General features: G+C 69.5%; 11 protein-coding genes and 1 pseudogene. 10 read left to right on the forward strand and 2 right to left on the reverse strand.

All coding sequences use genetic code 11. From position 1 onward, the window contains the following. Positions 1 to 63: 63 nt before the first annotated feature. Entirely contained in the window at positions 64 to 246 is a 183-nt protein-coding gene (locus RM812_RS14725; RefSeq protein WP_311572976.1) for a hypothetical protein, read from the reverse strand. A 268-nt stretch (positions 247 to 514) separates the two neighbouring features. Here RM812_RS14725 and RM812_RS14730 point away from each other — a divergent pair, with 268 nt between their 5' ends. The 6 genes and pseudogenes from RM812_RS14730 to RM812_RS43030 all read left to right on the forward strand — a co-directional run. Beyond that, on the forward strand, positions 515 to 1,684 hold the full coding sequence (locus RM812_RS14730) for a DUF262 domain-containing protein (RefSeq protein ID WP_311572977.1): 1,170 nt from the start codon (positions 515 to 517) through the stop codon (positions 1,682 to 1,684). Then, a complete protein-coding gene (locus RM812_RS14735; RefSeq protein WP_311572978.1) occupies positions 1,681 to 2,793 on the forward strand; it encodes an AAA family ATPase in 1,113 nt (370 codons plus the stop codon). The genes RM812_RS14730 and RM812_RS14735 overlap by 4 nt, the downstream gene beginning before the upstream one ends. Continuing rightward, positions 2,771 to 3,748 carry a hypothetical protein gene (locus RM812_RS14740; protein WP_311572979.1) on the forward strand — a complete coding sequence of 326 codons (978 nt, stop codon included), beginning with the start codon at positions 2,771 to 2,773 and terminating at the stop codon, positions 3,746 to 3,748. Before RM812_RS14735 ends, RM812_RS14740 begins: the two co-directional genes overlap by 23 nt. A gap of 206 nt (positions 3,749 to 3,954) precedes the next feature. Continuing rightward, positions 3,955 to 4,371 (forward strand): ATP-binding protein, encoded by a 417-nt coding sequence (locus RM812_RS14745; protein WP_311572980.1) that lies wholly within the window; start codon positions 3,955 to 3,957, stop codon positions 4,369 to 4,371. 363 nt (positions 4,372 to 4,734) lie between these two features. Continuing rightward, positions 4,735 to 4,887: a hypothetical protein gene (locus tag RM812_RS14750; RefSeq protein WP_311572981.1), complete on the forward strand. Its 153-nt coding sequence runs from the start codon at positions 4,735 to 4,737 to the stop codon at positions 4,885 to 4,887. A gap of 13 nt (positions 4,888 to 4,900) precedes the next feature. Then, positions 4,901 to 5,195, forward strand: a pseudogene (locus RM812_RS43030) (IS5/IS1182 family transposase); the annotation flags it as partial. Positions 5,196 to 5,930: 735 nt separating this feature from the next. Here RM812_RS43030 and RM812_RS14755 read toward each other — a convergent pair. Continuing rightward, positions 5,931 to 7,517: a (2,3-dihydroxybenzoyl)adenylate synthase gene (locus tag RM812_RS14755; RefSeq protein ID WP_311572982.1), complete on the reverse strand. Its 1,587-nt coding sequence runs from the start codon at positions 7,515 to 7,517 to the stop codon at positions 5,931 to 5,933. Positions 7,518 to 7,881: 364 nt separating this feature from the next. Here RM812_RS14755 and RM812_RS14760 point away from each other — a divergent pair, with 364 nt between their 5' ends. From RM812_RS14760 to RM812_RS14775, 4 genes are all read left to right on the forward strand, one after another. After that, positions 7,882 to 8,628, forward strand: a complete 747-nt coding sequence (locus RM812_RS14760; protein ID WP_311572983.1) for a thioesterase II family protein — start codon at positions 7,882 to 7,884, stop codon at positions 8,626 to 8,628. 7 nt (positions 8,629 to 8,635) lie between these two features. Then, positions 8,636 to 9,670 carry an isocitrate/isopropylmalate dehydrogenase family protein gene (locus RM812_RS14765; protein ID WP_311572984.1) on the forward strand — a complete coding sequence of 345 codons (1,035 nt, stop codon included), beginning with the start codon at positions 8,636 to 8,638 and terminating at the stop codon, positions 9,668 to 9,670. A gap of 66 nt (positions 9,671 to 9,736) precedes the next feature. Further along, complete coding sequence (locus RM812_RS14770) at positions 9,737 to 11,113, forward strand: FAD-dependent oxidoreductase (RefSeq protein WP_311572985.1); 1,377 nt, start codon at positions 9,737 to 9,739, stop codon at positions 11,111 to 11,113. Next, positions 11,104 to 11,442: an antibiotic biosynthesis monooxygenase family protein gene (locus RM812_RS14775; protein ID WP_113687520.1), complete on the forward strand. Its 339-nt coding sequence runs from the start codon at positions 11,104 to 11,106 to the stop codon at positions 11,440 to 11,442. The genes RM812_RS14770 and RM812_RS14775 overlap by 10 nt, the downstream gene beginning before the upstream one ends. Positions 11,443 to 11,578 lie beyond the last annotated feature (136 nt).

Consider the following 11,578-nt stretch of genomic DNA (forward strand, 5'->3'; position numbering starts at 1 on the left):
AAGGGGCGGCGCACTTCCGCTCGCGCGGAGAACACGTCTGCTGGCCTACCGGGGTGCGCCGGTTCAGCTTCGCCGTGCCGCGTCCGCTTTCCGCACCATCTTCGCCGCGTGGTCAGCAGAGTCGGCCAAGTTCCGGAGTGTGCGGGAGACCCGGCTGAGGAACTCCGCAACGTGGTCGGCGAGGGTGTCCTGCTTGGTGCTGGTGCTGGTGCTGGTGCTGGTGCGGAAGGTGGTGCTCTGGGTCACGGTCGGCTCCGCGGAGAAGGGGTGCTGTGGGTGTGCTGCGCCCACTGTGGCACTGGGGACTGACATGTCGGGCGGATACAGGACACCTCCCACCCGAACCGGGCGGGGGGCTCCGGCGCCAGGTGACGCAGCGCTGGGCGGTCAGCGGTGGCCGATGGATCACGCCTCATGCTTCCTGAGCAAGGTCCTCATGGACTCCATGAGGCTGGACATGGACTGGGTCTGATTCCCCACGCGTCCGAGGGAGTCGCCCGGCTACGATCACCCCATGACGACCTCGGACATCCCAGAGCCGCCGAAGATCACGGAGGAGCACTTCCTCGACACGGGTACCGGAGTCGAGGCGGAGACCGAGGTGGAGGAAGCGCCACCGGAGATTGCCCGGCCGTGGAATCCGGAACAGATCCGGGTCAACACCAAGCAGTTCTCGCTGCGTAACGCCCTGGACATGATCGAGGACGGGTCCCTGGAGCTGGCCCCGGATTTCCAGCGCGGCATCGTATGGAAACCGGTGCAGAAGTCCCGGCTCATCGAGTCGGTGCTCCTGCAGATCCCGCTTCCCGCCTTCTACTTCGCCGAGGACACCGACGGGCTCATGCGTGTGGTCGACGGCCTCCAGCGCCTGTCGACCATCCGCGACTTCGTCCATGGGGGGGACGAGCGCGGGTTCGAGCTGAAGGGCCTGGAGTACCTCCAGAGCGCGGTGGAGGGCAAGCGTTTCGAGGACCTTCCCGCCCCGTGGAAGCGGCGCATCTACAACACCCAGATCGTCACGAACGTCATCGACCCGACGACGCCGTCGGATGTCATGTACGACATCTTCAAGCGCATCAACACGGGCGGTACGCCGCTGAACGCGCAGGAGATCCGGCACTGCATGAGCAAGGAGCGCAGCCGGACCATCCTACGGGTGATGACCTCCACCGTGGAGTTCAATGCGGCGACCAACAACATGGGGGGCCACATCCGGATGAACGACCGGGAGATGGCCCTGCGTTTCGCCGCATTCTGGCTGATGGGTACGGACGGCTACGCGAAGTACGCCGCGATGGACCCTTTCCTCCAGCGCACCACCATCATGCTGGACAACGTGAAGGACGTGAACGACGCCAGAGCAGGAGACCTCCTGGAGGCGTTCCGCAAGGCCATGGTGAACGCCCGTCTGGTCTTCGGCGAGCAGGCGTTCCGTAAATGGCCGCTGGACTCGTCCGGCCGGAACCCGATCAACCGGGCACTCTTCGAGGCCTGGTCGATCACCCTCACCAAGTACGAGACCGAAGACCTCGAACGGCGCCGCGAGGCGATCGTGGATGCCGCGCGTTTCCTGATGACGAACGACTACCAGTACCTGGAAGCCATCACCTCCTCCACGGGTGACGTCCGCCGCGTGATGCTCCGGTTCGACGTCACCGCCCAGGCTGCGGAGGCCGGTAAGTGATCACCTCCCTGCGCGTCCGGCACTTCAAACGCTTCACCGACGCGTCCTTCGCCTTGCGCCCTCTCACCGTCCTCACCGGACTCAACGGCACGGGGAAGAGCACCACCATCCAGAGCCTGCTGCTGACCCGCCAGCTCGCTGACTCATCGGCCGGCCGAGTGGTACAGCTCAACGGACCCTACGGACTCGCCTTGGGCGAGGCGCACGAGGTGCTGCACCCCGATGCCCCAGACTCCACCATCGAGATCCAGATCGGTGGCGACGGCAGTCAGGTGCCGAGTGTGCACCGCTTCACGGTGCCCGACGAGCAGGCGCTCTACCTGCGGGTGGCCGATGACAGCGGGCCACCACCGGCCGAACTGCGCGGCCAAGGAGCCGCCTTCACCTATCTGTGTGCCGAGCGCCTCGGTCCCCGCGACCAACTCGGCGTCTCCGCAGAGCATCCCGATCGCATCGGAGTCGGTGTGCAAGGGCAGTACACCGCGCAGTTACTCGCACTGCACGAGACCCGGGCGGTGCGTGAGCCGCTGCTCCATCCGACGACCCGGAACACCCACAACGTCACGACCTTGCGCACACAGGTGGAGACCTGGGCCACCGACATCATCCGTCCCATCAAGATCATGGCGCAGTGGCCGCCAGGCATCACGGCGAGCACCATCCGTTTCCAGGAACCGGGACTGCTGAGCGAGCCGATCCGCCCGGCCAACATGGGCTTCGGATTCTCCTACGCCTTGCCGGTGATCGTCGCCGGTCTCCTCACCAGTCCCGGAGACCTGCTGATCGTCGAGAATCCAGAGGCGCACCTCCATCCCGGTGGTCAGTCCAAGCTGGGCCGCTTCCTGGCCCGGGTCGCCGGAGCTGGAGCCCAGGTGATCGTGGAGACGCACAGCGACCACGTGCTCAACGGAGCTCGGCTGGCCGTGGCGGAGGAGCGGATCCTGCGGCCCGCGGACGCGGTCGTGCACTACTTCGGCGAGGAGCAGGCCGGTTCCGCACCCATCGAGTTCACGGCGAAGGGCGAACTGACTGAGTGGCCGCGGGGCTTCTTCGACCAGATCGAACAGGACCTGGGGAGGCTGGCACGTGCCAGGCGCAGGGGGCGGTAAGCCGTACCGGATCGTCGTGGACGAGTCGTCCTTCGACTTCCGAGGGCTGACGGAGGAGCGGTTGACGGACCTGCTGGACGACTTCAGCGACACGCTGGAGGAGTTATCCGAACAGCAGGCGGTCGCCGTCTCGCCGTTGTGGATGGAGGTGGAGTGCGCGGACGGCCGTGAGCTCTACGACGTGCTGTACGAGGGGGAGACGCCGCGTGCCGGACGGGACGCGCGGCTGAGAATGATCCGTCTCATGGACCGCTGCCCCACCTGGGACACGGACGTGCCCGGCCTGCCCGACCACGTCGAAGTGGCCGGCGACGGCCGGGACCTCGCCTGGTCCCTCTGCTACGCCTGGTGGCGGACGCGGCAGCGGCACCACGTCGCATGCCTGGTCTTCCCCGCCGGAGACCGCCGCGGCTGGCTCCCGGTCTCCGCGATCGACGGAGCTACGGGTGAGGCGGCGACTGAGGAGGTCTTCCACCTCGTCGAGGCGCCCGCGCTGACCGAGTTCTGGCGCTCCCTCTTCGAACGGGAGAACGTCACGGAGCAGGACTTCCTCGACCACGCCCGCCAGAGCTTCCCGCAGCTGGTCTTCGCCGACTCCCTCTCCTTCCGCAAGTTCGACGGCACCTACACAGATATGCGTGACTGGGTCGTACGGCTCCTGAGCGTGGTGCACGACCACTTCGCCGACGCCCTGGCCCTGCACTCGGGGCAGCCGCACCAGGTGCAGGCGGAGCTGGGGCGTTTCGGCCTGGACCTGTCCCCGGAGAGTCCCAACACCCGGTCCAAACCCTCGATCATGAAGCAGCGGGACGTCGAGCACGAGGGCGAGACCTACCGGTGCGAGTGGCATGGCAAGAAGGAACGACACCGCAATCGCATCCACTTCAGCCTGCCCCAGCCCCGTCTCGGCGATCGCATACTCATCGGCATCTTCGTGGACCACCTGGACACCTGAGCGCAGGAGCGGGGAAGCGCGGCTCCGCACTGCGCGCAGACGTCCCCGGTACCTCGTACAACCCGGTTCGTCAGCGCGTCCTGCCTGGTCGGTGATGGGTCGCGCCCGCCACTGTGGTGGGCGTGGCCCATGAAACCCCGCAGTATCGCGCGAGGCACCCGACAGGTCGTGCCCGGGGCCCCGCCGATCAATCCGTACCCTTCGCCATGCGCTTCAGCTCAACCCGCCGCGGAGCCCGGCCCGCGCGGCGGATGGCCGAGCACCTGCTGGACGCCTGGGGAGTGCCGTACGACTTCGAACCGCATAACACGCTCACTCACGTCGTGGCCGAACTGTGCGCCAACGCCGTCCAGCACGGCTGCGTCCCGGCTGGCCCCATGGTTCTGGCGGCCCTGGACTGGCAGACCGAGATGCGGGCCGTCGTCGCCCTGGTCAAGGACCGCCAGGTCCTGGAGTTCCAGCGGGTGCTCCTCACGGGTGCGAGCGACGGCCGAATCCCGCACCAGCGCATCGAGCGGTACCGGCTCACCAGGCCCGACCGGCATCGTCAGGAGGAACAGCGCGCCAGGTCACTGATGTTCGTGGCGGCCGGGCCAGTCGACGCGATGACCGGGCACCGGTGACCGGGGTAAGCCCGGCTCGGGTCAAAAGTCCCAGGAACGTACCAGAGGCGCCGCCACCTCCCTTCCCGCCTCGCATCCATGCAGGTCAAAAGGGGTGTGACGACGCTTTTCCTGAAGGCTTTCAGATGTCCCGGGAGAGACCAGCCAGCTCGGTGACCTGCAACGATGCGACGGATTCGGTCGCTGACCTGGGAGAATTGCCTTTCAGTTGTTTCACGCTCGTGCCGGTTGATGAAGCCGAAAGTCCCAGAAAAGTCCCAGAGCGCTCCCACGGCTGACGGATGCTCTTTCGGCTTTACCCGTCGGTTTGCGCTCCAGGCATCGTCACCGGCTTCGTACAGGCCGGCCACAAGCGCCACGGCTGTGACGGACGGCGTATACGCGGGTCACCCCGCTCCAGGCGTCCGCTCCCTCGACGACCTGCTGCTCCTGCCCAACCTCATGCGGTTCAGAGGCACCGACGACTTCTGGCCCCCGGAGGTCCTGCGGGAGCGAGGGAAAGCGACGGACGGCTAGCCAGGCACTGCCATGGTCGGCGGACGACACCTGGGAGCGGCTCGGCTCCCGCAGCCGGTCCGGGCAAACGCCGGCCTGGAGGGCGGATCGTCTGGTCGGTGGTCGGCGCCGACTCGATGTTCTGCCGGGCGCATCCGCACGCGGCCGGTTCCGCAAGGCCCGGCCACAGGTCCGAAGAAGGAACGAGGCCCCGGCGCCAGCGCCCCGGCGACGGGTCCGAACGGTCCCGGGGCGGGGTGACCTGCATGCTCCACATCGCCGGCGAAGGCGGCTGCAGCCGTATGGCCCTGCTGCTCACGCCGAGCCAGTAAGGCGATGCCCCGCAGATGAGCGCAACCGCCGCTGTGTCGATGACTCCTGTTACGGGCACGGTCCCGGAGTCGAAGGACCCGCGGGCCAACTGTCGGCGCGGTGACTGCGCGGGCGGCAGGCCCGCCGGGTCGGACCGCGACCGCTGCCCAGCGACCCATGAGATCGATGAATGACCTGCTGTTTCGTGCACAGCCGTCCAGGCCGACACTTTTTCGATGACCTCGCACGTGGAGTGCGTGGCAATTCTGGAGCCTGCCAAGAAGGGCCTTTGACCTGCTATCTCTGATTTCCCAGGTTCCGGGCGGGAAGCGTTGACATGTTTCCATGGGCAAACGCCGTGGAGCAGGCCGCATGCCGGACGGATGTCGGCTGACCTGCGGTTTGGGTCGGTGACGGGAAGCGGACGGGTGGTGCCCCGGGCCTTCGGGGGGTCGGGCTGTTCTGACGCTCGCCTCGATGGAGCGTCAGGTTATGTATGTCAGGGCTGGTGAAGCGGTGCGTGCCCGGGCCGCCGGTCACCTCTTGATGCAGGCGTCAATTGCCGCACTTGGAGGTGGCCCGGCGGCGCCGAGTGAGCTGCTCATCCGCCGGTCACGGGCCGGTGTGCGGCATGGTCAGCGGCCGGGTCGGGCAGGTCCCGGTGCCCGGTGGGATCCCGGCCGGATGAGGTGGCCAACCGGCCGAGGTGGGCGCGGAACGGACGCAGAATCCGTCCCCCGGCTTGGGCATCGTCAGCGTTTCGAGGCGGCGATCCCCGCGCGCAGCGCCTTCTTGTCGACCTTGCCCATCGGTGTGCGCGGAAGCTGCGGCATCGGTATCAGTCGGTCGGGGATCTTGTAGGCGGCCAGGCCGCGGCCCCTGAGGAACTCCTTCATGGCCGACGGACGGACGTCCGCCTCGTCGAGGACGACGAACGCGTAGGTCCGTTCGCCGAGCACGCTGTCCGCCACGCCGATCACGGCCGCGTCCTGCACGGCGGGGTGGGTGCGCAGATGCCGCTCCAGCTCCTCCGCGGAGACCTTCTCTCCGGCTCGGTTGATGACGTCCTTGATCCTGCCGACGATCACGATATTGCCGTCCGGGTCGCGCCGCACGAGGTCACCGGTGCGGAAGAAGCCGTCCGGCGTGAACGAGCGGGCGTTCTCCTCGGGGGCCCGGTAGTACCCGCGGATGGTGTATGGCCCCCGTACCTGCATCTCGCCCGCCTCGCCCTCGGGCACGGGGTTCCCCGACTCGTCGACGATCCGGACCTCGTCACCCGGTGACATCGGGCGGCCGTCCGTGTTGACGGCCACCTCCTCAGGGTCGTCGAGCCGGGTGTGGGTCAGCAGCCCTTCGCTGATGCCGTACCACCGCTGGATCCGGCAGCCCAACACCTGGGCCGCACGGCGCGCCAAGGCCGGGTCGAGCGGCGCGCTGCCCACCTGAATCAGCAGGTGGGACAGTTCGCCGGGCGGCCGTTCGGAATCGGCCCACAGCCGCAGCACCGAGGGCACGACAGTGGTCACGGTAACCCCCTCGCGGCGGATCAGTGAGAAGACGTCATCGGGCCGCACGCTCGACGTGAGGACCGCCTTCCCGCCCAGCAGGAGACTGCCGAACACGCCCGGACAGGCAAGGGCCGCCTGGTGCGCGACCGGGTTGACGGCCAGGTACACCACCTCCTCGCCCACCTGCATCGCCTCCGCGCAGGCCCGCATGACGTACTCGTAGTCGTTGTGGGTGCGGGGGATCAGCTTCGGCAGTCCGGTGGTGCCACCGGAGAGCAGGAACAGGGCGGGGTCGGACGCGTCCACCCGCGGCAGCGCGACGTCACGGGAGTCCAGCGACTCCAGCTGGGTGAACTCCTGGGCGTCACCGCTGACGATCAGGTGCGGGACCGACGGGATCTCCCGGGCGATCGTGCGGTAGTCGAACCCGCCGAACTCGTCCTTCACCACATAGGCGACAGCGCCGGAGTGGGCGCACAGATGCGAGATCTCCGTTCTGCGGTGACCGGGCAGCGCCAGCACCGGGACGGCACCGGCCCGCAGCAGCGCGAAGACCAGGACGACGAACTCCGGGACGTTGGGGAGGTGCACCACCACCCGGTCCAAGGGCTTGATGCCCAGCTGGATCAGGCCGCCCGCCAGTCCGTCCGCCCGCCGGGACAGCTCCGCGTAGGTCATCCGGCGCTCGCCGCACACCACGGCCACCCGCCCGGCGTTGCGTCGGCACGACTCGTGCAGCAAGTCACCGATCGGCCGGCCGCGCCAGACCCCCGTCCGGCGCAGCTCCGCCGCGAGTTCTTCGGGCCAGTGCACAAAACCGTCAAGCATGATCGCGTTCCCTTCCAGCGGTCGGTCGTGGGGTGGATCGGGGGCACGGCCGTCCGGGAGCCGCCGCGGGTGCGCTCGGTCCGTCCTGGCCGCGGTCCGGCGGGGACGCGGCCGGAGGGCGGGTGCCCCCACTCGGTGGCGGGCGGTGTCCGTGCGGTGGTGCGCGACGTCCGCACGCGACGTGAGTCCGGCCCCGTGCGGCGGCGTACCTGCGGTCCTTGTCGTCCTGTCCCTTGGCATCGTCGGCTCCCCGGTCAGCCGCCCCCCGATCTCTTGCCGACATCTGTCGCGGGCCCGCGCGAATCCGCGGCGAATGGAAAACATGGTGCGGACGGAACGACGGCCGGCCAGGAGGGCGAAGAGGATGAGCCGCATACGGGAACGCGGATGGGTGCGGTCGATGATCACCGGTGACCCGCTCGGCGTGCGCGTGGTGTGCTTCCCGCACTCGGGGGGCTCGGGGATCACCTTCGGCCAGTGGTCCGCCGCGGTGCCGCCTGGCGTGTCGCTGATGGCCGTTCAGTACCCGGGCCGCGGCGACCGCTTCGGCGAGCCGCCCGTGGACGACGTGGCCGCGATGGCCGGCTGCGTGGCGGCGGAGCTGCTGCGGTTGCCGCCGGGCGACCACATTCTGTTCGGGCACAGCCTGGGCGCGCTGGTCGCCTACGAGACCGCCCTGCTGCTGCGGGACGCCGGCGAGGAACCCCTGGCGCTCTGCGTGTCCGCCGCTCTGCCGCCCGGACGGATGAACAACAGAAGCATCCACCTGGCACCCGATGACGAGTTCTGGACGACGCTGTGCGCGCTGGGCGGCATCGAACCCGCGATCGCCGAGAACGCCGAGCTGCGCGACCTCCTCCTGCCCGTCATCCGCTCGGACCTGCGGGCCCACGCGACCTATCGGCCCCGCCCGGGCGCCCGTTCGCTGTCCTGCCCCGTGCGCTGCTACCACGGCGAGGGCGACCCGTTGGTGGAGCAGGCCCAGCTGGCGGGGTGGGCGGGCGTCACCTCCGGCGGCTTCACGGAAACCGCGCGGCCGGGCGGGCACTTCCATGTGACGGCCGACGTCGCGGAACTCGTCGTGGACGTGCTGAGCCAGGGCCGGAAGTGAGGCGGCGTTGACCACCATCGCCGTGATCCCCGGTGACGGCATCGGCCCCGAGGTGATCGGGCCGGCGCTGGACGTCCTCGACGCCCTCGGCCTCGGAGTGCGCACGGACGTCCTGGACCACGTCAACGCTGAGGCGTACCTGCGCACCGGAACAGCCCTGACCGGAGCCGACCTCGACCGGATCAGGTCCGGCGAGGCGGCGCTCCTCGGCGCCGTCGGCGATCCCCGGCTCGGTGACACCCCGTACGTGCGCGAGGTCCTCACCACCCTGCGCCTCGAACTCGACCTCTACGTCAACTACCGCCCCGCCAGGCTCTGGCACGACAGGCTCAGTCCGCTGCGCGACCCATCCCGCCGGGCGATCGACTGCGTGATCGTCAGGGAGAACACCGAGGGGCTCTACAGCGGCATCGGAGGCGTCACCCGCACCGGGAGCCCCCAGGAGGTCGCCGTCGACGTGGACCTCAGCACCCGTCACGGCGTGTCGCGCGTACTGGACTTCGCCTTCTCCGTGGCGCGTAGGTCGGTGTGCCTCGTCGACAAGGCCAACGCCGTCCGCAACGGCGGGCAGCTGTGGCAGCGGTGCTGGAGCGAGGCGGTGGCACGGCACCCGCACGTCGAGGCGTCCCACCTCTACGTGGACACCGCCGCCCTGCGGCTGGCCACCGATCCGACCGCCTTCGACGTCATCGTCACCAACAACTCCTACGGCGACATCCTGAGCGACCTCACGGCCGCGCTCGCCGGCGGCCTGGGCGTCGCTGCGTCGGCCAATCTCAACCCCGCGACCGGACGGGCGCTCTTCGAGCCCGTGCACGGCAGCGCCCCGGACATCGCGGGCACCGGCACCGCCAACCCGTTCGGCGCGATCCTCTCCGTGGCCCTGCTCGTCGAGCACCTGGGCCGGACCGAGGAGGCGGACGCGGTGCGCCGGGCGGTCGCCGCGGCCGTGGCGTCCGGCTGTGTCACCCCCGACCTCGGCGGATCCCTCGGCACGAAGGAGGTGGGCACCGCGGTCCTGGCGAAACTGCGGCGGCCGTAGCCAGGTGCGGACGCGGACACGACCGCGGAACCGCGGGCGGAACGACGGACGAGGGGCGGGGACAGCATGAACGGCAACGGCGCGAACCACACGGACGGGAACCCGGAGACCGTCATCGTGGGGGCCGGTCTGGTGGGCGCAGTCACGGCCTGCTACCTCGCCCCCCGCTTCGGAACGGTCACCCTGCTGGAGAAACGGGCGGACCCCAGACTGGAGCCCCCTCCGGAACGCCGGTCACTGGTCGTGATGCTGTCGGCGCGCGGCTGGCGCGCCCTGTCGGACCTCGGCGTCGCGGACGCCGTGCGCCGCATCTGCGTCCCCCTGCACGGACGCTGCGGACACCTGTCCGACGGCCGGACGCGGTTGACTCCCTATAGCCGGGACGGACAGCCCATCTGGGCGGTGGAGCGCCGGCGGCTGCACCAGATCCTGCTGGACGCCGCCGAGGCGACCCCCGGTGTGCGCATCCGCTTCGGGCAGCGGGTGCGCTCGGTGGACCTGGACGGACCCGCGGTGCTGGTGGAGGACCGGCACGGCTCGCGCCGGCTGACGTGCCGCCGGGTCCTCGGCTGCGACGGCGCGCACTCCGCCGTCCGGGCCGCCCTGGAGGCGCGCGGCGCACGGGTCGAGGTGCGCACACTGGACCTGGCGTACCAGGAGATCGACGTGCCGGCCGGGCGGCTGGACCCGGGCGTCACGCACTTCTGGCCCGCCGGGAAGGCGATGTTCGCCGCGCACCCCCTGCCGTCGGGGAAGCTCTCCGGCTCCTTGTTCATGCGTCTCGACGGTCCCGCCCCGTCCTACGCGGCGGCCCGCGGCGGCCAGGACCTGTCCGAGATGTTCGCCGCTCACTTTCCCGAGCCGACCGCGATCATCCCCGACATCGCGGAACAGCTGGCCGCCAAGGCCGTCTCGACCCTCACGACCGTCCGCTGCGACCGATGGGTCTGGCGAGACACCTTCGCGCTGCTCGGTGACTCCTGTCACGCGATGGCGCCCTTCATGGGGCAGGGCATGAACTGCGGCTTCGAGGACGCCCGGGTCCTTGTCGCCTGCCTCGACGCCTCCGCCGACTGGGCGGCGGGCCTGGCCGCCTACGAGAAGTCGCGGACCGAGGACGCCGACGCGATCTCCCGGCTCTCCTACCGGCACTACTTCACCATGGCCAACCCACCTCGCGAGGAGACCTCGGCGGACGTGCTGCGCGGGCGGCTGACGGCCCTCTTCCCCGACCGGTTCGTGCCGCTGTACGAGCGGTGCGCCTTCAGCGAGGAGAGCTACGCCTCCGTACTGCGCGACGACCGGCGTCTGGACCGGCTCGTGGCGGATCTGCTGGCCCGGTACGGCACCGGACTGGTCTCGGCTCCGGACGACCGGCTGCGCGCCTGCACCCCTCCCCCCACCCCGACCACAGCCACCCTGGAGGACTCCGGATGTTCGTGATCCTGTTCAAGTCGCACCTGTCCGAGCAGGCTGGCGAGGAGTACTACGCCACCGAGGAGCGGATGCAGGAGCGGGTTCGCGCCATCGCCGGGTCCGACCCGGTGGAGGTCAAGCACTACACCGGGGAGGACGGTGAACGTCTCGCCGTCATGACGTGGCGCGACGAGGAGACGTTGGACAAGTGGCGTCACGACCCCGAGCACCAAGTGGCGCAGCACATGGGCAGGAAGCACTGGTACTCCGCCTACGAGCTGACCGTCGCCCAGGTGGTCCGGACCAGCGCACACGACAACCGGAGCCCGGACGCAACGGCCGAAGAGCCGCGCTAATTAGCAGGCGGAGGACGGCCGTGGGAACGATCGGGTCCGGGAGCGAAGGACGGCCTTCCAGGGCGGTTGCGGCGAGCTCCGGACGGACGTCGGCCCGCGCTGTGTGGCTGAGTTTTTTCGGGTGATGGCCAATTCC

It is taken from the genome of Streptomyces lancefieldiae, assembly GCF_031845825.1.
GTDB classification, from domain to species: Bacteria; Actinomycetota; Actinomycetes; order Streptomycetales; family Streptomycetaceae; genus Streptomyces; species Streptomyces lancefieldiae.

Coding starts and splice junctions, on each gene's coding strand:
- RM812_RS14730 (WP_311572977.1), top strand. CDS start 515: ATGACGACCTCGGACATCCCAGAGCCGCCGAAGATCACGGAGGAGCAC.
- RM812_RS14745 (WP_311572980.1), top strand. CDS start 3,955: ATGCGCTTCAGCTCAACCCGCCGCGGAGCCCGGCCCGCGCGGCGGATG.
- RM812_RS14755 (WP_311572982.1), bottom strand. CDS start 7,517: ATGCTTGACGGTTTTGTGCACTGGCCCGAAGAACTCGCGGCGGAGCTG.
- RM812_RS14760 (WP_311572983.1), top strand. CDS start 7,882: ATGAGCCGCATACGGGAACGCGGATGGGTGCGGTCGATGATCACCGGT.
- RM812_RS14770 (WP_311572985.1), top strand. CDS start 9,737: ATGAACGGCAACGGCGCGAACCACACGGACGGGAACCCGGAGACCGTC.
- RM812_RS14775 (WP_113687520.1), top strand. CDS start 11,104: ATGTTCGTGATCCTGTTCAAGTCGCACCTGTCCGAGCAGGCTGGCGAG.